Origin of the sequence: Kineothrix sp. MSJ-39 (assembly GCF_018917935.1) — a bacterium.
Lineage (GTDB): Bacteria > Bacillota > Clostridia > Lachnospirales > Lachnospiraceae > CAG-194.
Genome location: NZ_JAHLPN010000009.1, coordinates 1 through 26365 on the forward strand (window position 1 = coordinate 1; position 26365 = coordinate 26365).

General features: G+C 43.7%; 24 protein-coding genes and 1 riboswitch. Of the genes, 20 read left to right on the top strand and 4 right to left on the bottom strand.

Annotated features, from left to right (window positions below):
* Nucleotides 1-462: 462 nt before the first annotated feature.
* The 16 genes from KQI22_RS07295 (at nt 463) to KQI22_RS07370 (ending at nt 14686) form a co-directional block, all read left to right on the top strand.
* Nucleotides 463-2757, top strand: coding sequence for a S8 family peptidase (locus KQI22_RS07295; protein ID WP_216551438.1), 2295 nt, complete (start codon nt 463-465; stop codon nt 2755-2757).
* Nucleotides 2758-2773: 16 nt separating this feature from the next.
* Nucleotides 2774-4099, top strand: a complete 1326-nt coding sequence (locus tag KQI22_RS07300) for a hypothetical protein (protein WP_216551439.1) — start codon at nt 2774-2776, stop codon at nt 4097-4099.
* 448 nt (nt 4100-4547) lie between these two features.
* Nucleotides 4548-5075, top strand: coding sequence for a ribosome hibernation-promoting factor, HPF/YfiA family (hpf, locus tag KQI22_RS07305; protein ID WP_216551440.1), 528 nt, complete (start codon nt 4548-4550; stop codon nt 5073-5075).
* 167 nt (nt 5076-5242) lie between these two features.
* Complete coding sequence (locus KQI22_RS07310) at nt 5243-6424, top strand: acetyl-CoA C-acetyltransferase (protein ID WP_216551441.1); 1182 nt, start codon at nt 5243-5245, stop codon at nt 6422-6424.
* Between the two features lie 35 nt (nt 6425-6459).
* Complete coding sequence (locus KQI22_RS07315; protein ID WP_216551442.1) at nt 6460-7245, top strand: enoyl-CoA hydratase-related protein; 786 nt, start codon at nt 6460-6462, stop codon at nt 7243-7245.
* Between the two features lie 90 nt (nt 7246-7335).
* Nucleotides 7336-8208, top strand: coding sequence for a 3-hydroxyacyl-CoA dehydrogenase family protein (locus tag KQI22_RS07320; protein ID WP_216551443.1), 873 nt, complete (start codon nt 7336-7338; stop codon nt 8206-8208).
* 37 nt (nt 8209-8245) lie between these two features.
* Nucleotides 8246-9418 (top strand): acyl-CoA dehydrogenase, encoded by a 1173-nt coding sequence (locus KQI22_RS07325; RefSeq protein WP_022004178.1) that lies wholly within the window; start codon nt 8246-8248, stop codon nt 9416-9418.
* Between the two features lie 13 nt (nt 9419-9431).
* On the top strand, nt 9432-10217 hold the full coding sequence (locus tag KQI22_RS07330) for an electron transfer flavoprotein subunit beta/FixA family protein (RefSeq protein WP_022004177.1): 786 nt from the start codon (nt 9432-9434) through the stop codon (nt 10215-10217).
* Between the two features lie 17 nt (nt 10218-10234).
* Nucleotides 10235-11296 carry an electron transfer flavoprotein subunit alpha/FixB family protein gene (locus tag KQI22_RS07335; protein WP_022004176.1) on the top strand — a complete coding sequence of 354 codons (1062 nt, stop codon included), beginning with the start codon at nt 10235-10237 and terminating at the stop codon, nt 11294-11296.
* 91 nt (nt 11297-11387) lie between these two features.
* A complete protein-coding gene (locus KQI22_RS07340) occupies nt 11388-11621 on the top strand; it encodes a hypothetical protein (protein ID WP_216551444.1) in 234 nt (77 codons plus the stop codon).
* Nucleotides 11622-11625: 4 nt separating this feature from the next.
* Nucleotides 11626-12327: an AzlC family ABC transporter permease gene (locus tag KQI22_RS07345; RefSeq protein ID WP_216551445.1), complete on the top strand. Its 702-nt coding sequence runs from the start codon at nt 11626-11628 to the stop codon at nt 12325-12327.
* Entirely contained in the window at nt 12324-12677 is a 354-nt protein-coding gene (locus KQI22_RS07350) for a branched-chain amino acid transporter permease (RefSeq protein WP_253293553.1), read from the top strand. The genes KQI22_RS07345 and KQI22_RS07350 overlap by 4 nt, the downstream gene beginning before the upstream one ends.
* Nucleotides 12678-12695: 18 nt before the next feature.
* Nucleotides 12696-12938: a DUF2007 domain-containing protein gene (locus tag KQI22_RS07355; RefSeq protein WP_216551446.1), complete on the top strand. Its 243-nt coding sequence runs from the start codon at nt 12696-12698 to the stop codon at nt 12936-12938.
* A gap of 42 nt (nt 12939-12980) precedes the next feature.
* The gene (locus tag KQI22_RS07360) at nt 12981-13166 is read left to right on the top strand and encodes a chorismate--pyruvate lyase (protein WP_216551447.1); all 186 of its coding nucleotides are present in this window, start codon (nt 12981-12983) and stop codon (nt 13164-13166) included.
* A 16-nt stretch (nt 13167-13182) separates the two neighbouring features.
* Nucleotides 13183-13662 (top strand): Cys-tRNA(Pro) deacylase, encoded by a 480-nt coding sequence (ybaK, locus tag KQI22_RS07365; RefSeq protein ID WP_216551448.1) that lies wholly within the window; start codon nt 13183-13185, stop codon nt 13660-13662.
* 115 nt (nt 13663-13777) lie between these two features.
* Nucleotides 13778-14686 (top strand): ketopantoate reductase family protein, encoded by a 909-nt coding sequence (locus KQI22_RS07370; RefSeq protein WP_216551449.1) that lies wholly within the window; start codon nt 13778-13780, stop codon nt 14684-14686.
* Nucleotides 14687-14698: 12 nt separating this feature from the next.
* Here KQI22_RS07370 and KQI22_RS07375 read toward each other — a convergent pair whose 3' ends face one another.
* On the bottom strand, nt 14699-16156 hold the full coding sequence (locus KQI22_RS07375; RefSeq protein ID WP_216551450.1) for an esterase/lipase family protein: 1458 nt from the start codon (nt 16154-16156) through the stop codon (nt 14699-14701).
* Nucleotides 16157-16303: 147 nt separating this feature from the next.
* Between KQI22_RS07375 and KQI22_RS07380 the strand changes: the two genes are divergently transcribed.
* Both KQI22_RS07380 and KQI22_RS07385 read left to right on the top strand, forming a co-directional pair.
* Nucleotides 16304-17017, top strand: coding sequence for an IMP cyclohydrolase (locus tag KQI22_RS07380; protein ID WP_216551451.1), 714 nt, complete (start codon nt 16304-16306; stop codon nt 17015-17017).
* 30 nt (nt 17018-17047) lie between these two features.
* Nucleotides 17048-18226, top strand: coding sequence for a phosphoribosylaminoimidazolecarboxamide formyltransferase (locus KQI22_RS07385; RefSeq protein ID WP_216551452.1), 1179 nt, complete (start codon nt 17048-17050; stop codon nt 18224-18226).
* 455 nt (nt 18227-18681) lie between these two features.
* On the opposite strand, the gene buk is transcribed toward KQI22_RS07385, so the two are convergent.
* Together buk and ptb are read right to left on the bottom strand one after the other, a co-directional pair.
* Nucleotides 18682-19749 (bottom strand): butyrate kinase, encoded by a 1068-nt coding sequence (buk, locus tag KQI22_RS07390; protein WP_216551453.1) that lies wholly within the window; start codon nt 19747-19749, stop codon nt 18682-18684.
* Between the two features lie 28 nt (nt 19750-19777).
* On the bottom strand, nt 19778-20707 hold the full coding sequence (ptb, locus tag KQI22_RS07395) for a phosphate butyryltransferase (RefSeq protein ID WP_256447418.1): 930 nt from the start codon (nt 20705-20707) through the stop codon (nt 19778-19780).
* 214 nt (nt 20708-20921) lie between these two features.
* Here ptb and secA point away from each other — a divergent pair, with 214 nt between their 5' ends.
* Nucleotides 20922-23489, top strand: a complete 2568-nt coding sequence (secA, locus tag KQI22_RS07400) for a preprotein translocase subunit SecA (RefSeq protein ID WP_216551455.1) — start codon at nt 20922-20924, stop codon at nt 23487-23489.
* A gap of 35 nt (nt 23490-23524) precedes the next feature.
* Nucleotides 23525-24635 (top strand): peptide chain release factor 2 gene (gene prfB, locus KQI22_RS07405; RefSeq protein WP_216551526.1). Its coding sequence is split into 2 segments (ribosomal slippage): nt 23525-23587 and nt 23589-24635, totalling 1110 coding nucleotides; the frame shifts between segments, so codons are not numbered across the junction.
* A 30-nt stretch (nt 24636-24665) separates the two neighbouring features.
* Here prfB and KQI22_RS07410 read toward each other — a convergent pair.
* Nucleotides 24666-26078: an alanine/glycine:cation symporter family protein gene (locus KQI22_RS07410; protein ID WP_216551456.1), complete on the bottom strand. Its 1413-nt coding sequence runs from the start codon at nt 26076-26078 to the stop codon at nt 24666-24668.
* 68 nt (nt 26079-26146) lie between these two features.
* Nucleotides 26147-26248: riboswitch (glycine riboswitch) on the bottom strand.
* Between the last annotated feature and the right edge of the window lie 117 nt (nt 26249-26365).

Sequence of the window (26365 nt, forward strand, 5' to 3'; positions counted from 1 at the left end):
TAGCCATAGCAGAGAACTCCTTTTAAGTTAATTTTTGTTGTGGTGACTAAAATATAACACAAAGAGAGTATCTCTGCTTTTTAATTATTCAGTTGTAACACATGTATTGTAATCCTACAAATAAAAACAGGAAGATAACAAGAAACGAATTGACAAACAAGAAACTGCTTAGTACAATGAAATTGCAATTAAAACACAATAGAATCGTGCGTTTGTGTGAAATTACATACTATGCGGGGGCAATAGGGATAACCTGGAGAAGTACGTGCGTATAAAAGGTGGATTATGAGGCGATGAACGAAATGCCGGGAAGAACCCTGAAGAAAAACAGTTTTCAGAGTGCTTTCCGGTATTTTTTTAATAATATTATAAAAGCTGTTGCGTTATTGATTGACACTTTACAATATAATTAGTACAATTACACTGTAAATAAAATACAATCAATTAAGAGAGGGCAAAAAATTGAAGTCTTACAAAAGAGCGACAGCTTTCATCTTATCTGTTGTGACAGCAGCATCATTGGTTGCTCCACAGATTCCGGTAAGGGCAGAGGAACCGATGCAACAGTATGTTGTGTTGGCAAAGAATGAGAAGGGATGTGATAAGGTAGACAGGCTGTGCGGAGAAAGAGCAGTTGAGGTAACAGAGGAGCTTGCGGAGGAAATGTCAGACAATCATGTTGTGGTTGCACAAATGACAGAGACGGAAGCGGAAAGACTGGAAAGAGACAGAAATATTATCTTAGTGGAAGAAGATATTATTCTGGATGCAAGTCTTGCAGTAGAGGAGGTAGACGCCAAAAGTAGCATATCATCATCTGATATACAGATGGAACAGGAAATTATTGAGGCGACAGATGTATTAGAGGATGTGGAAACTGTATCCGGAAATGAGCATTTCGAAAAAGAATTCCGGAATGCAGATATGAGTGCATTGCAGTGGAATATGGATGCAATGCATATTGTACGTGGAAGCGATGAAGCACCTATTAAGATAGCGCTTCTGGATAGTGGAGTTTCTTTTGATCCGGATATAGAGCTTGCAGGGCAGATTACTGTAAATCCGGAAAATCAGATGGAGAATCCTCTGTTTGACGATGCAACAGGACATGGTACTGCAATGGCAGGTGTGATTGCAGCCAAAGATAACGGGGAATGCATTACGGGTGTGAATCCAAATGTGGAACTTTATTCAGTGAAGATTTTGAATTGTGATAACCAGACCACTTTAAGTCAGGTGGTGGCAGGTATCTATTATGCGATGAATCAGAACTGCGATATCATTAACATGAGCTTTGGTACGCGTGTAGATTCTGAAATACTGCATCAGGCGGTTATAGATGCATATAAACAGGGAATATTATTGATCGCAGCAGCAGGTAATAAAGCAGGTAATCCGGTAGAATATCCGGCGGCTTATGATGAAGTAATGGCAGTAGGTGGCACTGACGCAATGGGACACAAAATGACAGATACCTGTGATGGAGGAGAGATTGATATTCTGGCACCGGGCAGTCAGATCATTACAACAGGTCTGTATGGTGGATATCTGGTAGCTGAAGGCACCAGTATTGCAGCAGCTCAGGTCAGTGGAGCAGCTTCCCTGATCTGGTCTAAGGATAAGGGTAAAACGGCGAATTTTGTACGTCGTCTATTAGAAACAACTGCACAGATGAATGTTGGTGATAATGGAGCATCAGAAGCAGGACTTATTGATGTGGAAGAAGCGTTCAGACAATATGACGTATTTGCAGGTATGTATACAGAACAGCAAAAAGAATATGCAGATCTGAATGATAAAGAGCCACAGGCTTATGAAGATGTGGAGCTGGTTAATGGATCGTGGTCAGCAGGTGATCATCAGAAACTGGTAAGCGGAGCAGTTGATCCGGATTATAAAGTAAATGCATCTTACATATCATTGATGCAGAAGGTGGTATATGAGGCAGATTATACCTATAAAGCAGCGAATTATCTGCATGGCTTGCAAAATTATGTGAAAGGTCTGAAATTTTTATATCAATGTGCAGGCTATCTGAGGGCTGGAAAGAGTGAGAAAACAGCAATTGATACGGCAGCTAAGGATGCGGGATTCGATAAAAACAATACACACGATGCAGAATTAATAAATCAGACGAAAAGTTTACTGGGTAAAAACTATGGAATTGTTGATTACACTACTGCTGCAGCCAAAAGCTATAAGGTATTGGGGTTTGCAATGCATCTGGTAGGAGATACGTTTGCACACAGAACGATCGTACCTGATTATACAGTAGCCGGAACCAATCCAAAGACTATGATTAAGTCCCCAAAGGTCGGAGAGGCAAGGTTTGGTACAGGAGATTTTGATAAAACACCAAGCAGTGGTCATGATGTCACGGATGCAACATTAAAGAGCTGGGCAAAAGCAGCAGACAAAGGAACGGGCTGTAAGCATTGGAAGTGTTTTCAGCGTACGGTCAGATTAGGTGTAATGGAGTTTAAAGATATTAAATACTATACACTGGAAAAGAAGTATACATACGAGGATGATAATCAGTTCTGTGCGGAACGGTACAAAGATGCGAAAATGAATTGTACGGTATTGTTTGATGCATATCACGGAAAAGAAAAATATGATGGTATTTATATTTTTGAACCTACTGAAAAATATGTAAAATTAAATAATTTTAAGAATTTCGCAAAAGATGCGGGTGAAAACATCAGTGTACATACTGATGCGGAATGGGCAAAGATCTCAACACCGGAAAGATATTAAAAAGGAGGAAGTAGATATGAGAAGAAAACAAAATAAACTGGTTGCTTTGGCTGCAGTCATACTTACTGTGTCGCTGATACCGGCACAAACTGCAAGTGCATATGATATCTATAGACATACTGATTTCCAGGATAATAGCTGGGGAAGAGACGATAAGATCCAAAGTATTGAACGGTATAAATTGTATGATGAGCTGGTTAAGTTCTCCAATCAGCGTGTGAATAAGAATGTGCTTACAAGTGGTGACACGGTCAGATTTTATGTGGATGTGGATGATTCTGTTCTCAAATCCAAAAAATGTAGTGAGTTGGAAGACCAGTATTGGAAGTATTTTGATGCACAACATTATTTTGATGGAGATGGTGTCCGAAACATTGCACTTGTACTGGTGCCCGAGAAAGCAGATAAAAGTGAAATTGTTGTTCTGAACAAAAGCAGGGATAATGCAGACGGAACCAGCAGATTTACGGGAAAAATGAAAATAGGTGCATATATGACTTTCGGAAAGTGGAAAATAAAAGATCTGTATGTTAATTATGATGATTCCCCGGAAGAATACGGAATGGCAATGCTCTATGGTAACAGAGCGGTATATGCAAATCCTGCAATGCCTGATCTGTCATGGGGTGATTTTAAGGTGACCGGAACCAAAAAGGATTCAAGTGCGCCAAAGGTATATGATATCAAGATAGAAAGACTGGACAATGGGAAGAAACAGATTTCCTGGAAGATAGAGGACAAAAACCTGAAGAAGTGTTATGCGGAGTATTATGGAGGCAGCCATCTTTTAAAAACGAAAAAGGTAAAAGGAAAAAGCAATACATACACATATGTGTTATCCGAAACATATGATGAAGAAAATGAACAAATCCAGATCTACGCAGTCGATCAGGCGGGAAATCAATCAGCATTTGCCTATTCAAATGGGGAAATAACCAAAGGAAGCAATCAGAAGTATGCAAGTGTAAAACCAAAGGCAAGTGATCTGAAGGTGTCACAAAAGAAGGTAGATAAGGGACAAGATGTTAAGATAAGTGTAAAACTGAAGGTGAAAAATAACTATAAAATGAAAAAAATAGAAGCGTATTATGAGTCCCCATATGGAGGATATACAAGGTGCGTACGCTTAAAGCATGGCAAAGGGTCTGTATGGGAAGGAACCTTCCATACAGTGGAGTCTATGCCGTCTGGTAAATGGACACTTGCAGCTATTAGTTTTGATGATGGTAAACTGGGTCGTTTTTCAATAGAAAATACAAAGTATTGTAAGAGCATTACGGATCCTTATTCTGTGTTGAGATTCCGACAGGATTTATCTGCAGGAAGTATCACAGTGAAGTAGGATATTGATACAAGAACAAAAAATACTGTCGGGCATATCAACCGGCAGTATTTCTTTGATGACCTGCCTGACAACTTTTAAATCGCTGTAGGACAAAATGCACAAAGATCTGAGAATGCAAGACCAAATTGCAGAAAAAGTACGGGTAAGGTCGAAAAAAGTTATCCACATAAGAAAGAACGGTTTTAAGGCAAAAAGTGACTTATAAACGAGGTTATCCACATTATCCACATAAAATGGGGTTAAAAATAAAGGGATTTTATGGTAACTTTCAGAACGTTTGTTTTGTTGGATAATCATAAAAAACAGATTTTTGGTGAAAAACGTCGAAAAAGGGCTTGACTTTTCTGGTGTACAAATATTACAGACAATTTGAATAAATATTGCAAATATATATGCAAATGTGCTATAATTATCACATAAATTAAAGACAGAAAGGGTGAGCCGTATGAAATATATCATTATTGGCAAAAACATTGAAGTGACTCCTGGTTTAAAGACAGCAGTGGAGGACAAGATTGGTAAGCTGGAGAAATACTTTACGCCGGAGACAGAAGTACATGTTACTTTGAGTGTAGAGAAAGACAGACAGAAGATCGAAGTAACAATTCCTGTAAAAGGCAACATCATCCGTTCCGAGCAGGTAAGCAACGACATGTATGTTTCTATTGATCTTGTGGAAGAGATCATCGAGAGACAGCTGAAGAAGTATAAGAATAAACTGGTGGACAAGCAGCAGGCAGGCAGCTTCTTCAAACAGGAATTCATTGAGAAAGATTATATGGATGAAGAGGATGTGAAGATCATCCGTACAAAGAAGTTCGACATCAAGCCGATGTATCCGGAAGATGCATGTGTACAGATGGAGCTTCTGGGACATAATTTCTTCGTATTCTGCAATGCGGAAACAGACGAAGTAAACGTTGTTTATAAGAGAAAAGGCGGTACATACGGACTGATCGAACCTGAAAATTAAATATAGGATGTCAAAAAACAGGGAGAATTGTGGGAAAAGCGATTCTCCCTCTTGTTTTTGCACTTTTGCTATGTTAAAATAAGTGCAGTGGGCAATGACAAAAAAATAACAATCATTGCCAAGCCCGAAAAATAAGGGCGGGAAACAATTATATGGAGGAAAGAAAAATGGCAAAAAAAGTAGTTTTAGCAGGCGCCTGCCGTACAGCAATCGGTACAATGGGTGGATCTCTTAGCACAACTCCAGCTCCGGAACTGGGTGCTATCGTTATTAAAGAAGCTTTAAACAGAGCTGGCGTTAAGCCGGAAGATGTAGATCAGGTTTACATGGGGTGTGTAATCCAGGCCGGACAGGGACAGAATGTAGCTCGTCAGGCAAGTATCAAAGCAGGTCTTCCAAATGAAGTACCGGCTGTTACAATCAACGTTGTATGTGGTTCAGGTCTGAACTGTGTCAACATGGCAGCACAGATGATCATGGCAGGAGATGCTGATATCGTTGTTGCCGGTGGTATGGAAAATATGTCTATGGCTCCATACGCTATGATGCAGGGACGTTACGGCTACAGAATGGGCAATGCTAAACTTGTTGATACAATGGTAAATGATGCTCTTTGGGATGCATTTAATGACTACCATATGATCAAGACTGCTGATAATATCTGCGAAGAATGGGGACTGACAAGAGAAGAGCTTGATGAGTTCGCATTAAAGAGCCAGTTAAAGGCTTGCGCAGCACAGGAAAACGGTGCTTTCGATAAGGAAATCGTTCCTGTAATGGTTAAGAAGAAAAAAGAAACAATCGAATTCAAGAAGGATGAAGGTCCAAGACCAGGTTCTACAATCGAAGGTCTTGCAAAACTTCGTACAATCAATCCGGGCGGATTCGTTACAGCCGGTAATGCATCCGGTATCAATGATGGTGCAGCAGCAATCGTTGTTATGAGCGAAGAAAAAGCAAAAGAGCTTGGTGTTAAGCCAATGGCTACATTCGTAGCTGGCGCACTTGCAGGCTGCAGACCGGAAGTTATGGGTATTGGTCCTGTTCCGGCAACAAAGAAGGCTATGGCAAAAGCTGGCATGAAGATCGAAGACTTCGATATCATCGAAGCAAACGAAGCTTTCGCAGCACAGTCTGTTGCAGTAGGTAAAGAGCTTGGTATTGATGTAGATAAGCAGCTGAATCCAAACGGTGGTGCAATCGCACTTGGTCATCCGGTTGGAGCTTCAGGCGCTCGTATCCTTGTTACTCTGCTTCATGAGATGGAAGCAAAGGATGCTAAGAAGGGTCTTGCTACATTATGTATCGGTGGCGGTATGGGATGCGCAACAATCGTTGAGCGTGAGTAATCTGCCTGCCTGAATAGTCAATAAGGAGAACAACAATGGATTATATTTTATATGAAGTAAATGGTGCAGTCGGCACTATTACGATCAACCGTGAAAAAGCATTAAACGCTTTAAATTCACAGGTTCTTGATGAACTGAATGAGACTCTTGACGCTGTAGATCTGAATACAGTAAGATGTCTGATCCTGACAGGCGCAGGCCAGAAATCATTTGTTGCAGGCGCAGATATCGGAGAAATGAGCACACTGACAAAGGCAGAAGGCGAAGCATTCGGCAAGAAGGGTAATGATGTATTCCGCAAGCTGGAAACATTCCCAATCCCTGTTATCGCTGCTGTAAACGGCTTTGCACTTGGCGGCGGCTGTGAGATCTCTATGAGCTGTGATATCAGAATCTGTTCTGATAACGCTGTATTCGGTCAGCCGGAAGTTGGTCTTGGTATCACACCTGGCTTTGGCGGAACACAGAGACTGGCAAGACTTGTCAGCCCTGGTATGGCAAAACAGCTTATCTACACAGCAAGAAATATCAAAGCAGACGAAGCATACAGAATCGGTCTTGTAAATGCCGTATATACACAGGAAGAACTTCTTCCGGCTGCACAGAAGATGGCAGCAGGCATTGCAAAGAACGCACCGATCGCAGTTCGTAACTGCAAGAAGGCAATTAACGAAGGTCTTCAGGTAGATATGGATCAGGCAGTTGTGATCGAAGAGAAATTATTCGGTGACTGCTTCGAGACAGAAGATCAGAAGTATGGTATGGCTTTCTTCCTTGACAAGAACAAAGAAAAAGTAAAAGAGCCATTCAAAAACTGCTAATTTATTCAGGTAATATACACACCGGGCTGGCAGAATTTCTGCCAGCCATGTGTGGGTAAAGATAAACAAATATTTAAAGGAGGCACAACAATGAAAGTTGGCGTTATTGGTGCAGGAACCATGGGTCAGGGTATTGCAAAAGCATTTGCCCAGGTTGACGGTTATGAAGTAGCTCTCTGCGATATCAAGCAGGAGTGGGCTGAAGGCGGCAAGGATAAGATCGCTAAAGGCTATGCAAGACTTGTAGAAAAAGGAAAAATGACACAGGATAAGGTAGATGCTATCTTAAACAGCATCACACCTGGTTTAAAGGAAAACCTGTGTGCAGACTGCGACCTGATCGTAGAAGCTGCATTTGAAAATATGGAAGTTAAGAAGACAACATTTGCTGAGCTTGACAAGATCGCTAAGCCGGAATGTATTTTCGCTTCCAATACATCTTCTCTTTCTATCACAGAGATCGGAAATGGCTTAACACGTCCTATGATCGGTATGCATTTCTTCAATCCTGCTGACAGAATGAAACTTGTAGAAGTGATCGCAGGTGTAAACACACCGGTTGAAACAGTAGATGCTATCAAGAAGATCGCTGAAGAGATCGGCAAGACTCCTGTACAGGTAAATGAAGCTGCCGGTTTCGTAGTAAACCGTATCCTGATCCCAATGATCAACGAAGCTGCTTTCATCAAGATGGAAGGTGTTTCAGATATCGCTGGTATCGATGCAGCTATGAAGCTTGGTGCTAATCATCCAATGGGACCTCTTGAACTTGGTGATTTCGTAGGTCTGGATATCTGCCTTGCTATCATGGATGTTCTCTACAATGAGACAGGCGACAGCAAGTATCGTGCATGTCCACTGATCCGCAAGATGGTACGTGGCGGCAATCTTGGTGTTAAGAGCGGAAAAGGTTTCTATGTATACAACGCAGATCGTACAAAGACACCTGTAGACGCACAGTAAGCTTTGCGCTGAACTATAAATATGGAGGAATTAAAAAATGGATTTCACTTTAAGTAAGAAACATGAAATGGCAAGACAGTTATTTAAAGATTTTGCCGAAAATGAAGTTAAGCCACTTGCTCAGGAAATCGATGAAGAACACAGATTTCCAAGAGAAACAGTAGAAAAAATGGCTAAAGCAGGCTTTATGGGTATTCCTGTTCCGAAGGAATTAGGCGGACAGGGCTGCGATCCTTTAACATATGCTATGTGTGTTGAAGAGCTTTCAAAAGTTTGCGGTACAACTGGTGTTATCGTATCTGCTCATACATCTCTTTGTGTAGATCCGATCCAGACATTTGGTACAGACGCTCAGAAAGCAAAATATTTACCGGATCTTTGCTCAGGCAAGAAGCTTGGTGCTTTCGGTTTAACAGAGCCAGGTGCCGGTACAGATGCACAGGGTCAGCAGACAAAGGCTGTATTTGATGAAGCAACAAACGAATGGGTATTAAACGGTTCTAAGTGCTTCATTACAAACGGTAAAGAAGCTGATGTTTATGTAATCATCGCTGTAACAGGTAAGATCGAGAAACGTGGTCGTGTTCAGAAAGAGATTTCTGCATTCCTCGTAGAAAAAGGAACACCTGGATTTACATTCGGTACAAAAGAGAACAAGATGGGTATCTGTGCTTCTTCCACATACGAGCTGATCTTCACAGACTGCCGTATCCCGGCAGATGCTATCTTAGGCGCAAAGGGCAAAGGCTTTGGTATCGCAATGCATACACTGGATGGTGGACGTATCGGTATCGCTGCTCAGGCTCTTGGTCTTGCAGAAGGTGCTCTTGAGACAACAATCAACTATGTAAAGGAAAGAAAGCAGTTCGGTCGTTCCATTGCACAGTTCCAGAATACACAGTTCCAGTTAGCAGATATGGCTACAAAGGTAGAAGCTGCTAAGTTATTAGTATACAAGGCTGCTATGAAGAAAGCGCAGTATCAGCAGGATCACAAGACTTCTTATTCTGTAGAAGCTGCTATGGCTAAGTTATGTGCAGCAGAAGTTGCTATGGAAGTAACAACAAAATGTGTTCAGTTACATGGTGGTTACGGTTACATCAAAGAGTACGATGTAGAGCGTATGATGCGTGATGCTAAGATTACCGAGATCTACGAAGGAACTTCAGAAGTTCAGCGTATGGTAATTTCAGCTAATCTTTTGAAATAAGGAGGAACATACTGTGAAAATCGTTGTTTGTATTAAACAGGTACCTGATACAAAGGGTGGCGTACAGTTCAACCCAGACGGTACATTAAATAGAGCTGCAATGCTCACAATCATGAACCCAGATGATAAGGCAGGTCTTGAGGCTGCTCTTAGAATCAAGGATCAGACAGGCGCTGAAGTTACTGTTGTAACAATGGGTCTTCCAAAGGCTGCTGACGTTCTTCGTGAAGCAATGGCTATGGGAGCTGACAAAGGCGTCCTGATCACAGATAGAGTATTAGGTGGTGCTGACACATGGGCAACATCTACAACTATCGCAGGTGCACTTAGAGGAATGGAATATGATCTGATCATCACAGGTCGTCAGGCTATCGATGGTGATACAGCTCAGGTTGGTCCACAGATCGCAGAGCACTTAAATCTTCCGATCATCTCTTATGCAGAAGATATCAAGGTTGAAGGCGACAGCGTTATCGTAAAACGTCAGTATGAAGACGGATTCCATATGCTGAAAGCTAAAATGCCATGTCTGATCACAGCTCTTTCTGAGTTAAATGAAGCTCGTTACATGACTCCAGGCGGAATCTTCGATGCTTGTGATGCAGAAATTACAACACTTGGCAGAGCAGATCTGATTGATGTTGATGATTCTAACATCGGTCTGATGGGATCTCCAACAAAGATCGCAAGAGCTTCTGATAAGGTACGTAAGGGTGCTGGTGAGAAATTTACTCCAGACACAGCTGATGAAGCAGCTAAGATTATTGTAGACGCATTAAAAACAAAGCACATTATCTAATTTAAGAGGTGAATAAAATGGGCGCAATGAACGCAGAAGAATTAGCAAAGTACAAAGGCGTATTCGTCTTTGCACAGCAGGTAGATAATAAATTAAGCGGTATCGCATTCGAACTTGTCGGCGAAGGTTCAAGACTTGCAGAAAAGTTAGGAACAGAAGTAACTGCAGTTTTACTTGGCTCAGGAGTTGCTGGTCTTGCAGATGAACTTGCTGAGTACGGTGCTGACAAAGTTATCGTTGTTGACGATCCTGAATTAAAGGATTACAGAACAGAGCCATATGCACATGCACTTGCATCTGTTATCAATGAGTACAAGCCAGAGATCATGTTAGTTGGTGCAACAGCTATCGGTCGTGACCTTGGCCCTACAGTATCAGCAAGAGTTAAGACAGGTCTTACTGCTGACTGTACATTACTGGAGATCGGTGATTTCCCTGTTAATCCAATTCCTGGAAAAGAACAGAAACACAACCAGTTATTAATGACTCGTCCTGCATTCGGTGGTAACACAATCGCTACTATCGCATGTCCTGACAACCGTCCACAGATGGCTACAGTTCGTCCGGGTGTTATGCAGAAGCTTGACAGAGTAGCTGGAAAGAAAGCAGAAGTAATCAACTACAATCCTGGATTTACTCCAAACAACAGATATGTAGAAATCCTTGAGATTTCCAAAGCTGTTTCAAACATCAAAGATATCATGGATGCTAAGATCTTAGTATCTGGTGGTCGTGGTGTTGGATCTGCAGAAAACTTCAAGATTCTGGAAGATCTTGCAGAAGTACTTGGTGGACAGATTTCTTGTTCACGTGCTGCTGTTGAAAGCTATGGAATGGCTCCGGAGTTACAGGTTGGACAGACAGGTAAGACAGTTCGTCCTAACGTATACTTCGCAATCGGTATTTCAGGTGCTATCCAGCACGTAGCCGGTATGGAAGAATCAGACATCATCATCGCTATCAACAAAGATGAAGATGCTCCAATCTTCGATGTAGCTGACTACGGTATTGTAGGAGATCTGAATAAGATCGTTCCACTGCTTACAGAGCAGATCAAAGCAGAACTTGCTAACAAATAGTTGTAAGTGATCTGTGAAAAGATGAAATAAAAGGCGGGAGATCGAAAGATCTCCCGTTTTAACGCTAATAGTTTATAGGAGTATATGATAGATGAATCCTGCAGTACTGATGAAACTGATGAGCGCAAAGGCGCAGTTTGAACAAAATCATCCAAAGGTAATTTCTTTTTTAAAGACCGTGTTTTCCCGTCCGATCGAGGAAGGGACTATTTTGGAGCTGACTGTAACACGTCCGGGAGAAGAACCGGTCACAACGAATTTGAAAGTAAAAGATTCCGATCTGGCTTTGATGGAAAGCCTGAAGGATCTTATGAAAAATAAATAAACAGATGAATAACAGAAAGAAAACAATACAATATGCATTTCAAAAATCAATCCCGATCATGACAGGCTATATTGTACTTGGGATGGGATTTGGTATTCTGCTGCAAAAGCAGGGCTATGGGCTTCTATGGGCGTTCCTTATGAGTCTTTGTATTTACGCAGGCTCCATGCAGTATGTGACGATCGATCTGCTGGGAAGCGGAGCCTCTTTGGTTGCCACGGCGATCATGACATTGATGGTAAATATCCGCCATGTATTTTATGGCATCACGATGCTGACAAAATATCAGAAAGCAGGCAGGAAAAAGCCGTATCTGATCTTTGCACTCACAGATGAAACCTTTTCGGTTGTCTGCGATGTGGATCTGCCTGAGGGAGTAGAGGAGAACGAATATTATTTCTGGATCTCTCTGATGGATCAGTTTTACTGGGTATTGGGCAGTCTGCTTGGCAGTATCATTGGCAGCACGCTCCCATTTAATTCAGCAGGTGTGGAATTTTCCATGACAGCATTGTTTGTTGTTATTTTTGTAGAACAGTGGGAAAAGACAAAGCAGCATTTTCCGGCACTTTGCGGTGTTTTGCTTTCGCTGCTCAGTCTGCTTTTGTTCGGAGCGGATGATTTCCTGATTCCTGCCATGATCGGCATTACGATCGCATTGTTGATCGGTAAAAAATGGATGGAGAAGGGAGAGACAAAGGCATGATATATTTAGGATGTATGGCCGGCAGTACGATCAGTCAGGGACATGCAGCCGGTATCGTGGCGGTTGCAGCACTTGTTACAATGGCGATCCGGTTCTCTCCGTTTGTGATATTTAAAAAGCATACGCCGGCGATCGTTTTGTATCTGGGAGAGGTGCTTCCCTTTGCAATTATGGGCATGCTGGTTGTATACTGTCTGAAAGGTATGACGCCGCTTTCCGGCAATCATGGGATTCCGGAGCTTGCAGCAGTTCTTTTGACAGTTGGTTTACATAAGTGGAAACACAATACCCTGTTGTCTATATTGGGCGGAACAATTTGTTATATGGTTTTAATTCAGTGTGTTTTTTGATATAAGGAGGGAAAGCATATGATTACAATATGGAACAGAAAACTTTTGTTTGATACGTACGATATGGGAAAGCAAGGAACGCTCAGACAGCTCCTGGCACAAAATAATATCGAATATACCTACAAGCTGGCAGGCAATGCGATAGGTTCGCAGGGAAAGTTTGGAAGCAGTCCGCAAAGACCATTGCAATATAAAATATATGTACATAAAAAAGATTACGATGCTGCAAAAAAGATAATGCATGATCAAAAAATATTTTGAAAAGCAGGGTACTTGTGTAAGTAAGAAAAGGAGAAGCGAGAAATGAATACATTTTATTATATCGTAGACAGCATTGATGGCGATTATGCGCATCTTGCACGCACAACAGAAGCGGGCGAACGCATTGAAGGAGAAGAAACAAAATTGGTAGCGCGTGCACTTTTGCCGGATACGATCATGGAAGGTACACGGCTGATCTACGAGTGGATGCAGTACAAAGTAATATAAGAAAGAAGGTAATCATATGGCAAAGAAAGAAGTGAAAACAAATGCCATGAGAATACTCGACAGGATGAAGATCCCATATACGCATCAGGCATATGAATGTGACGAGTTTGTAGATGGCATTCAGACAGCGGATAATCTGGGGCTGCCTCACGAAAAGGTGTATAAGACGCTTGTTACGCAGGGAAACGACAAACAGTATTATGTGTTTGTTCTGCCGATCGAAGCAGAGCTGGATCTGAAGAAAGCGGCAAAGGCAGCAGGTGTAAAGTCTGTTTCCATGCTTCATGTGAAGGATATCACGCAGGTAACAGGATATGTGCGCGGCGGCTGCACAGCGATCGGAATGAAGAAGCAGTACAAAACATTTATCAGCGACAGTGCCAAGACGCTTTCGGATGTGTATGTCAGCGGTGGCAGGATTGGCTGTCAGATGAACCTTGCACCGGATGATCTATGCAAAGCAAGCGGCGGAAGCTATGCGGATATATTGGTATGATATGGGAGTCAAAAGATGCCATACGGATTGTGAGAGTGCAAGTTCAACATGTTTTTTGATTTTTGGCCATGGCATTATTATATAAATGAAGAAGAAAGAAGGAAGGGTAATCAGAATGAATTATGTAATAGTAGGAGCCGGTGGGTGCGGCGGAAGCATCGCCGCATATCTGGCAAGAGCAGGAAAAGATGTGACAGTGATCGCGAGAGGAAAGCATTTAGAGAAGATGCAGAAGGACGGCATTAAAATGGAAACACCTCATCTGGGTGATTTTACCGTTCCGGTACATGCGATGGTGGCAGATGACTATGAAGGGATCGCTGACGTGATCTTTGTCTGTGTGAAAGGCTATTCCGTTATGGATATCGTACCATTTCTGCAGGCGCATAGTGATGCTCATACAGTGATCATTCCTATTCTGAATATCTATGGAACAGGCAGTAAGCTGCAGGCACTTTTACCGGAACCGACAGTGCTTGACGGCTGTATCTACATTGCAGCAGAGATCAAAGAGCCGGGTGTGATCCTGCAAAAAGGCAGCATCTTCCGTATTGTATACGGCGCAAGAAAAGAGCAGGAGCCGAATAAGGAAATGTTTGACATTGCAAAGGATCTGCGACAGGCAGGAATTGAAGCAGTCATCTCCGATAATATTGCAAGAGATGCATTCCAGAAATATGCCTATGTGGCACCGATGGCAGCCTGCGGACTGTACTATGATGCCAAGGCTGATGTATTTCAGCAGGCTGGTGAAGAACGTGAGCTTTTCGTGAAATGTATGCAGGAAATGGATGCGCTTGCGACAGCAATGGAGATCCCATTCCTCGTGGATATCGTAAAGACCAATCTGGATATTCTGGATACCCTGTCCCCGGAGGCTTCCACCTCTATGCAGCGTGATATCTGGGCAGGTAAGGATTCCGAGCTGGAAGGCCTTGTATTTGAGCCGGTCCGCATGGGACGTAAGGCAGGCATTGCAATGCCGAATTACGAGATGATCGCTAAGAAGTTTGGGCTGGAGTAAAAAGGAGGAGGGTTAAAATCCCTCCTCCTTCAAGTTTTCCACAAGCTGTATGTAACATTCTAACACATCAAATCCCTTGATATCTTCTCTTTTCAGATCGATCATATCGCCGTGCGAAATGCCGCGCTTTCTGCTTTGCAGCGTCTCCTGAAACTGTCCCCATTTGGCGGAGCTTTCTGTCACAAGACCATCGTTTGGCTCATGGGAAAGCAGCTTCATAAAGAAGTAAGGCACTGACAAAAGCGAGTCACTGAAGCAGTTTTTCATAACAGAAGCATAGCTTTGATAATAGACCTGCGGGCTGTCCGGTGTTGTCTCATTAAACCGGCTGCAGAATGCAGGATCAAGCTGTTTGCTGGAATGGTAGCAGTCCGGATGTTCGTCGCCAAGCTGAGTGGAAGAACGATCCAGAAGACCGGCGATCCATCGATAGATGCCATCCGGCAGTTTGTTTAAAAACGGGATCAGCTCGGAACCGCGGTGCGGCGTTGACATTGTTGTCAGGCTGGCGACCTTGTCTGCGTACCCAAGGTGGCTGATCAGATAACGGCTGTCCAGCCCTCCCTTTGAATGGGCAATGATATTGACTTTATCTGCATCGGTCTCCTGCAGTGCTTTGTCAATCGTCTGTGCGATGGCAGCGGCATTTTCTTCGATGGTTCCCCAGGCTTTCTGATGTCCATAATAGACACAGGCGCCATTTTTCTGCAAGATCCGCGGAATACGTCCCCAGTAATTAAAATATTTCAGATCACGGAATCCGATACCATGCACCATGATAAGCGGATATTTTGTCTTGCAGGCATTGGAAGAGGGACGAAGCTCTGCGTTTTGCCGTCTGGTGACTGCAATGGCATATTCATCCTTAACAGCTCTGCACATAGCATGGGCAAGAAATAGATTGACCACGGGGATCCAGAGGTTGAGACAGAGCAGAACCCGCTTTACAATGCCGAGCCGCCTGCAGGTGCAGATCACACGGATGCCACCATTCAGCAGAAACAGCAGGATAAATACGCATGTGTAAATAATATCAAACGTAAAGAACAGCGCAGTTGCAAAGCTGATGCCATAGTCAAGCCTGTCGAACAAAGACGGTAGAAAGAACTGGCTTGTCAGATATAGGATAAGATACAGGAAGATCTGCAGAAAAATGCCGAGAATACCAGCCTTTAACAGAAGCATGCCACCGTATTCGATGCGGATCCGTGTATTGCCGGATTCGTCCCTGCGGAAGGGCACAAAATGCATTCGGATCGTGGAATACAGATGAAATGCTGCCAGCCCAAGGGCAAGGAATATCAAAGGAATCAAGGAAAGATCCGAGATCAGACAGCAGTAAAAAATAAATGGAAAATGCGGTACGATCAGAAAATACAGAAACCGCATCGGACCGGTCAGCAGGTCGATCTTTTTGACCGCATCCAGATATAGCAATAACATTAAAATACAAAAAATCAAAATTGTCATTTGTTTTCTCCTTTCCCAAATTATAGCAGAGAATATCCAAGGCGTATAGGTATAAAAAAAGATACAAAATTGTATATAACTATGCTATAGTAGATTTGTATGGTCGATAGAAAATCAAACTACAATCATTTTAGGAGGATTTATAGCATGCAGATGAAGTCGATTGAAAAGGAATTGCAGCAAAATGCATATCCGGGCAGAGGTATTATCATTGGAAAGAGTGCAAACGGTAAGTATGCGGTAACAGCATATTTTATCATGGGCAGAAGTGAGAACAGCCGTAACCGTGTTTTTGTAGAGGACGGAGAGGGCATCCGCACACAGGCATTTGATCCAAGTAAATTAAGTGATCCGAGTCTGATCATCTACGCACCGGTACGTGTGCTGGGCAATAAGACGATCGTGACGAACGGCGATCAGACAGATACGATCTATGAACTGATAGACAAGCAGCAGACATTTGAACAGGCACTGCGCACCAGAGAGTTTGAACCGGATGCACCAAACTACACACCTCGTATTTCAGGTATCATGCATCTTGAAAACGGCGGCTTCAATTATGCAATGTCTATTTTAAAGAGTAATAATGGCAATCCGGCGGCTTGCAACCGTTACACATTTGCCTACGAAAATCCGGTAGCAGGCGAAGGACATTTTATTCATACATATATGGGTGATGGCAATCCGCTTCCGAGCTTTGAAGGAGAACCTGAGCTGATCTCTATTCCGGATGATATGGATGCATTCACAGAGCTTCTGTGGAACAGCTTAAACGCAGATAATAAAGTATCTTTATTTGTCAGATACATTGAGATCGAGACAGGTAAGTATACCTCTAAGATCGTGAATAAGAACCAGTAAAATAAAATCAAACAAAAAGGGAGAATACAAATGAACGAATTAGAACTGAAATACGGTTGTAACCCAAATCAGAAGCCTTCCCGCATTTATATGGAAGATGGCAGTGATCTGCCGGTCACAGTACTGAACGGAAAGCCGGGTTATATCAATTTTCTGGATGCTTTTAATGGCTGGCAGCTTGTAAAGGAGCTGAAGGCAGCAACAGGGCTTCCTGCTGCAACTTCTTTTAAACACGTATCTCCTGCAGGTGCGGCTGTCGGACTTCCGCTGAGTGAAGTAGAGAGCAAGATCTACTGGGTAGATGATCTCGGCGAGCTTTCTCCGCTGGCTTGTGCATATGCAAGAGCAAGAGGCGCAGACAGAATGTCTTCTTTCGGTGATTTTATTTCTCTTTCCGATGTCTGTGATGAATCCACAGCAAGGATCATCAAAAGAGAAGTTTCCGATGGTGTCATTGCACCGGGCTATACAGACGAGGCACTTGCGATCTTAAAGGCAAAGAAAAACGGAAATTACAATGTGATTCAGATCGATCCTGATTATGTACCGGCTCCGATCGAGCACAAGCAGGTATTCGGCATTACATTTGAACAGGGCAGAAATGAGCTTAAGATCAATGATGAGCTGCTTTCCAATGTAGTCACAGACAACAAAGAAATTCCGGAATCTGCAAAGATCGATCTTGCGATTGCGCTGATCACACTGAAATATACACAGTCCAATTCCGTCTGCTTCGCAAAAGGCGGACAGGCAATCGGTATCGGAGCAGGACAGCAGTCCCGTATCCACTGTACAAGACTGGCAGGCTCTAAGGCTGATAACTGGTTCCTGCGTCAGTCACCACAGGTTATGAACCTTCCGTTTGTAGACAATATCCGCAGAGCAGACCGTGATAACACGATCGACCTCTATATCGGGGAAGATTACATGGATGTTCTGGCTGAAGGCGAATGGCAGAAGTTCTTCAAGGAAAAACCGCCTGTATTTACCCGTGAGGAAAAGAGAGCATGGCTGGATCAGAATACAGATGTGGCACTTGGCTCCGATGCATTCTTCCCATTCGGTGATAACATCGAAAGAGCACACAAGAGCGGTGTGAAATATGTGGCACAGCCGGGCGGCTCTATCCGCGATGACCATGTCATCGAGACCTGCAACAAGTACAATATGGCAATGTGCTTCACAGGAATCCGCCTGTTCCACCACTAATTATCGAAAAAACAATAGCTCCTGCATTATATTTTATGCACGCTACGCATGCTTTTCTACTAAGGCACGTACTAACATGAATATGGCACGCGAACATTCGACATCCATGTCTCAGGTTCGCTGCCACGACATCCTTGTCGTGGCACCATATCCATTGTCAGTACTTAGCCAAGTAGAAAGACGCATTTGTAGCTATCGCATAGCAATATAATGCCGGAGCTATTTTATTTTGTAGAAATATAGAAGAAAACCATATGCCGGACAATCGATAGCGTAGACGACCGAGATTTGCGAAGCACTTGCTGCAGCGGAGAGACCGCAACGCTTTTTTGCGGCCGGAGCGCGGCAATATGTGCTCATAGCAAATCGCAGGGTAGTCAAGCGTGATTGACTGGTATATGGTTTTCTTCGTATTATTACATATTATAATAATTCTAATTTTATTGAAAAAGGACTTAGTACTGCATAGCCTCTTCTTCTCCGTTCACAACGCGAAGTCCGCCCTGTGCAAGTGCAAGAAGCTCATCTTCGCCCGGATATACAGTAAATGGAGCGATCCATTCGCAGCGGGCTTTCAGACCGTCTACAACACCCTTATCGTAAGCAATACCACCTGTTACGATGATCTGGTCAACCTTGCCTTCGAGTACAGTAGCCATAGCACCGATGTTCTTAGACATCTGCTGGATGAATGCATCACGTACTTCAGCTGCTTTTGCATCGCCTTCGTCAACCATCTTTTCTACGTCACGCATATCGTTTGTACCAAGATAAGCATTGAAACCGCCGTTACCGACTAATTTCTTGTAAACTTCTGCTTCTGTATATTTGCCGGAGAAGCACATCTTTACAAGTGCACCAACAGGAACTGCGCCTGCACGCTCCGGAGAGAATGCGCCGTCACCGTCAAGGGCGTTGAAGATATCAATGACCTTGCCCTGCTTGTGGGGACCTACGGAAACACCGCCGCCCATGTGGACAACGATCAGATTCAGGGAGTCATAAGACTTGCCGATTTCCTTTGCATATCTCTTTGCAACAGCCTTCTGGTTCAGTGCGTGGAAGACAGAAGTTCTCGGAAGCTCTGGAACACCTGAATAACGGGATGTTGGGATCAGCTCGTCTACAACGACCGGATCAACGATGAAAGAAGGAACACCGATGGAATCACCGATCTCTCTTGCAAGGATACCGCCAAGGTTGGAAGCATGCTGTCCCTGTTTACCGATCTTTAAGTCATTTAAAAGATCGTCTGTTACTGCATAAGTGCCGCCCGGGATTGGTTTTAACATACCGCCGCGGCCAACAACGAAATCAAGGGAATTGATGTCGAAATCTTTTTCCTTTAACAGATTTACGATAATTTCCTTACGGAAGTCTTTCTGATCGAAAATAGTTGCATATTTAGCGATCTCTTCTGTGGAATGACGCAGTGTTTCTTCGAATAATAATGTTTCATCTTCAAAAACACCGATCTTTGTAGAAGTAGAACCTGGATTGATAATTAAACTCTTCTTAGACATAACTGTTTCCTTTCTTTATGAAAATACATTATTTCATCATTTCTTCTGCCATAACGGCTGCAAGTGCAATGGAGTTTACCTTTGTCTCGCATGTATCGGAACGGGATGTCAGGATAACCGGTGCCTGTGTACCTGTTAAGATGTTACCGTTTTTAACAGGTACCATATGTACGATTGCTTTGTATACAAGGTTACCTGCATGGATATCAGGGAACAGAAGAATATCTGCATCGCCTGCTACCTTGCGGTCAAGTGCACCCTTTTCTGCAGCGGCCTCTTTGTAAAGCGCGATATCAAGAGAAAGAGGACCGTCAACGATACAGCCTGTGATCTCACCCTTTTCGTTCATTTCCGTAAGCTGCTGTGCATCTACTGTAACAGGCATCTTCGGATTGACAACTTCAACTGCTGCAAGCGGAGCAACCTTTGGATTCTCAACGCCGCAGGCATTTGCAACTTCAACTGTATAGTTGATGATATTGACTTTATCTTCCAGTGTAGGATATGGGATGAATGCTACGTCGGTAAAGAATAACAGACGGTCGATCCCCGGAATTTCAAATACACAGACATGAGATAATGGTTTGCCTGTACGAAGACCACATTCTTTGTTCAGAACACTCTTTAAGAATGTCTTTGTGTCAAGAAGACCTTTCAGGTACATATCTGCTTTTTTATCATGTACCAGCTTAACTGCTGCAAGAGAAGCTTCAACAGTGTCTTCTACATTGATGATTTCATAATCGGCTAAATCCATATCGATCGTAGCTGCGATCTCTCTGATCTTTGCTTCGTCACCGACAAGAATGGAATCAGCAATGCCACGTTCCTTAGCAGCCTTGACAGCTTCCAGAACAGCCTTGTCCTGTGCGCAGGCTACAGATAATTTCTTCTTTGAACAAGAAGAAACCTTTGACAATAATTCATCAAAATTTTTTGCCATTTTTTTACACCTCATTTGTCTTATTCTTCTGGGGAAACCCCATTTGTTAAAATTCTAACACTAAAAGAGCGAAAAAGCAATGATTCAGCCTCTTTCTATTCATAAAAATTTAACTTTCTTAACCAGCCTTTCAGGTTGAATCATCTATGTAAATCTGTTACAATGTACTTTAGGTTTTATCCTGAATAACTCTGCTTTATGCAGAGAACAGTAGGAGTTAAGGCAAATTATGAAAATGATAGAAAAGGTATTCGGAACCCACAGCGAGCGGGAACTGAAGCGTATTGAGCCAATCGTGGAGAAGATCGAATCTTATCGCGATACGATGCGTGCACTGTCAGATGAAGAATTAAAAGGCAAAACAAAAGAGTATAAAAAACGTCTTGCGGAAGGCGAGACACTCGATGATCTTCTGCCGGAGGCATTTGCGACAGTCCGTGAGGCTGGTAAACGTGTTCTGAATATGGAGCATTACCGGGTACAGCTCATTGGTGGTATTATCCTGCACCAGGGACGTATCGCTGAAATGCGTACCGGTGAAGGTAAGACACTTGTTTCCACACTGCCGGCTTATCTGAATGCGCTGGAAGGAAAGGGCGTACATATCGTTACGGTCAATGACTATCTGGCAAAGCGTGATGCGGAGTGGATGGGACAGATCCATGAGTTCTTGGGACTGACGGTCGGTGTTGTACTCAATGACTTAAAGCCGGAGGAAAGACGGGCCGCTTATAACTGTGATATCACTTATGTCACGAATAACGAGCTCGGATTCGATTATCTGCGTGACAACATGGTTATTTATAAGGAACAGCTTGTACTTCGCGATCTGCATTATGCGATCATCGATGAGGTTGACTCCGTTCTGATCGATGAGGCGCGTACCCCACTGATCATTTCCGGACAGAGCGGCAAATCCACAAAGCTGTATGAGGCATGCGATATCCTGGCTCGCCAGCTCAAGCGTGGTAAAGATCAGGAAGAGCAGTCCAAGCTGGATATCATGATGGGTATCGAGCAGGAAGAGGACGGTGATTTCATCGTCAACGAAAAGGATAAGCTGGTCAACCTGACAGCAGAAGGTGTGGAGAAGGTTGAGAAATTCTTCCAGATTGAAAATCTGGCTGATCCGGAAAATCTGGAGATCCAGCATAATATTATTCTGGCACTGCGTGCCCACAATCTGATGTTCCGTGATCAGGATTACGTTGTAAAAGACGATCAGGTCTTCATCGTAGATGAATTTACCGGTCGTATTATGCCGGGACGTCGTTTCTCAGACGGTCTGCATCAGGCGATCGAAGCAAAGGAACATGTAAAGATCAAGAGAGAAAGCAAGACGCTTGCAACCATTACCTTCCAGAACTTCTTTAATAAGTTTGAAAAGAAGTCAGGTATGACAGGTACTGCTTTAACAGAAGAAAAGGAATTCCGTGATATTTACGGAATGGACGTTATCGAGATCCCGACAAACCGCCCTGTTATCCGTAAGGACTGGGAGGATGCAGTCTATAAGACAAAGAAAGAAAAGCTGCATGCGGTTGTGGAAGCTGTCAAGGAAGCACATGACAGAAATCAGCCGGTTCTGGTCGGTACGATCACGATTGAAGCATCCGAAGAAATCAGTAGACTTTTAAAGAGAGAAGGTATCCAGCATAAGGTATTAAATGCCAAGTTCCATGAGCTGGAGGCTGAGATTGTTGCAGATGCAGGTATCCACGGTTCCGTTACGATCGCTACCAACATGGCAGGTCGTGGTACGGATATCAAGCTGGATGATGAATCCAAAGCAGCAGGTGGCCTGCGTATCATCGGTACAGAACGTCATGAGTCAAGACGTATCGATAACCAGCTCCGCGGTCGTGCAGGTCGACAGGGAGATCCGGGTGAATCCCGTTTCTATATATCCCTAGAGGATGATCTGATGCGTCTGTTCGGTTCAGACCGTATGATGACAATGTTCAATGCACTCGGTATCGAGGAAGGACAGCAGATCGAGCATAAGATGCTGACAAAGGCGATCGAGACAGCCCAGAAGAAGATTGAAAGTAATAACTACGGTATCAGAAAAACGCTTCTGGAATACGATCAGGTTATGAATGAGCAGAGAGAGATCATCTATGCAGAGCGTCTCCGTGTATTGAATGGAGAAAGTATGCGTGATGTGATCTATAAGATGATCACAGATATCGTGGAAAATGCGGTAGATTCCTGCATTTCCGATGACAGAAGCAGTGATGACTGGGATCTGGCAGAGCTGAATCAGTTCCTCCTGCCGATCATTCCGTTAAAGCCGGTGATCCATCCGGATATCAAGGGTATGAAGAAGAACGAACTGAAGCACTCCCTGAAGGAAGAAGCAGTCAAGCTGTATGAAAGCAAAGAAACAGAATTCCCGCAGCCGGAGGCAATCCGTGAAGTAGAGCGTGTGATCCTTCTGAAGGTGATCGACCAGAAGTGGATGTCCCATATCGATGATATGGAGCAGCTTCGTCAGGGTGTCGGTCTGCAGGCTTACGGACAGAGAGATCCGCTCGTAGAATACAAGCTCGCCGGCTATGATATGTTTGATGCCATGACAGTAGCAATTCAGGAAGATACGGTCAGACTGCTGTTCAATGTCCGGATTGAGCAGAAGGTAGAGCGTGAGCAGGTTGCAAAGGTAACAGGAACAAACAAAGATGATTCTGCACCGAAGGGACCTGTCAGAAGAGAAAGCGAAAAGATCTATCCAAATGATCCGTGTCCATGCGGAAGCGGAAAGAAATATAAGAACTGCTGCGGCAGAAAGTTATAATCAAAGCTGTAGCGGCTATAAAGGTGGTGAGCAGAGTGGTCGAACTCGATCAGTTAAAACAGGAACTTTTATCCTACGAATCTCCACTTGCGGAAGTAAGGGATTCACTTTGACATCGCTAATAAAGAAAAGCGAATCGAAGAATTAGAGCGGGAAATGGAAGCCCCGGGCTTTTGGGATGATGCGGAAGCAGCACAGGAAAAGTCAAAGCTTCTCAAAGGATTAAAAGATGATGTAGAAACATGTGCACATCTGTACCAGCAGTACGAAGATATCGAGACGCTGATCCAGATGGGCTATGAAGAAAATGACGAAGAGCTTGCACAGGAAGCGAGAGAAGAATTTGACAGCTTCGTGCAGACGCTGGACAATATCAAGATCCGTACCCTGCTTTCAGGTGAGTATGACAAATGTAATGCGATCTTGAAGCTGAATGCGGGCGCAGGCGGAACGGAAAGCTGTGACTGGGCGCAGATGCTTTATCGTATGTATACAAGATGGGCAGAGCGCAAGGGCTTTACGGTAGAAGAGCTGGATTTTCTGGAAGGAGAAGAAGCCGGTATCAAATCGGTCACATTCCAGGTAAACGGCGAGAACGCTTACGGTTATCTGAAATCAGAAAAGGGTGTGCACAGACTGGTGCGTATTTCTCCGTTCAATGCACAGGGCAAGCGTCAGACTTCGTTTGTGTCGCTGGATGTAATGCCGGACATTGAAGAAGATGTGGATGTGGAGATCCGCGATGAAGATCTTCGTATCGATACCTACCGAAGCTCCGGAGCCGGCGGACAGCACATCAACAAGACGTCTTCTGCAATCCGTATCACGCATCTGCCGACAGGCATCGTGGTACAGTGTCAGAATGAACGAAGCCAGCATATGAACAAGGACAAGGCAATGCAGATGCTGCGTGCAAAGCTGTATATGCTCAAGCAGGAAGCAAATGCGGAAAAGCTGTCGGATATCCGTGGTGAGGTGACGGAGATCGGATGGGGCAATCAGATCAGATCCTATGTCATGCAGCCATATACCATGGTAAAAGATACAAGAACCGGTGCTGAGACAGGCAATGTAGATGCAGTCTTAGACGGCGATCTCGATAAATTTATCAATGCATATCTCAAATGGAAAAGCCTGGGCAATTAAGCCCAGGCTTTTATCGCATTCTTCTTTTTCTTATTTATACTTCGGAATTCTCTCAAAGTAAGACTTTGTCTCAGCCACGATCACACCGGATAATGCAAGCAGTGCTACCAGGTTCGGCAGAGCCATAAGACCGTTGAAGATATCGGCGATCGTCCAGACAGCGGAGATCGTCATGAAAGGCCCGATCAGAACTGCCAGAATGTAGATCCAGCGATATATATGTACAACCTTCTGATTGCCATGGCAGAGATATTCAAGACAACGCTCAGAATAGTAATCCCAGCCAAGGATCGTAGTGAAGGCAAAGAAGATCAGGCAAAGCATTAAAATAAAGGAGCATACCTCATCAGGAAGCGGAAGTCCACGCTGGAATGCTGCTGTTGTAACGGCAACACCTTCCAGACCGATGTTCCATGTATCAGTGATGACGATGGCAAGACCTGTCATCGTACAGATGATCAGTGTATCGATAATGGTTCCCATCATGGAAACAAGTCCCTGTCTTACAGGCTCTTCTGTATGAGCAGCGGCTGCAGCGATGGGTGCGCTACCAAGACCGGCCTCATTGGAGAAGATACCACGGGCAATACCCTTCTGCATAGCAAGCAGGACTGCACCGAGTGCACCACCTGCAGCAGCACGCAGACCAAATGCGCTCTGTACGATCGTAACAAAAGCAGCAGGGATTTTTGTGACATTGCAGATCAGGATGGCAATAGCAGCGATCACATAGATCACAGCCATGAATGGTACGACAATCTGTGAAACCTGTGAAATTCTCTTTAAACCGCCGATGACAACAAGACCGACGCAGATGGCAAGGATCAGGCCTGTGATCACAACGGACCAGGAATAATCACGACCGAATAAGGAGATCAGGTGTGTGTTGTTTGGATCAAAGAAGTTGTTGGCTGCACTTGTGATACCGTTTACCTGGGTAAAAGTACCGATACCGAAAAGACCAACGCCAACGCCAAAGAAAGCAAAAAGCTTTGCAAGCCATTTCCATTTTTCTCCCATACCTTTTTCAATATAGTAGAATGGACCGCCCACGATATGGCCGTCCTCTGCAACTGTACGATATTTTACAGCAAGAAGACCTTCTGCATATTTGGTGGCTGTTCCTAAAAAGGCTGCAATCCACATCCAGAATAATGCGCCAGGACCGCCGGCTACGATAGCAGTTGCAACACCGACGATGTTACCGGTTCCGATCGTTGCGGATAATGCGGTACAAAGTGCAGCAAAGCTGGATACTTCACCGTCCAGATCCTCGGACTCCGAATGAAACATATAATGGATCGCGCGTGGAAGTTTGGTGATTTGGAGACATCTGACACGAATTGTCAGATAGATGCCTGTGGCGAGGATAATGACGATCAGGGGAACGCCCCATACGAAGTCATCGATCGCGCCAAGTAGATTGTTGATAGTTTCTAACATTTTTGTGTTCCTTCCTCTCTTAGTCATGATTTGACTCTAAAGAGAAGAACATGCAATACGTATTAGATATGTAATGCTCTGTCCTTTGTGCCTGAGAGATTGGCTGCTAAGCCTTACACCTTCGGCGCTCTCTTCCCGAAACGGGCGAGAGACTCTCCAGAGTGGTTACCCATAGATAATAAGTTATCATAGCATACAGTCTGTGTCAAATAGCATATCACAATTTCTACACACTTTTTTCACAAAATCATATCCTTTTTTTCACAATTTCAAATTATGATAGGGGC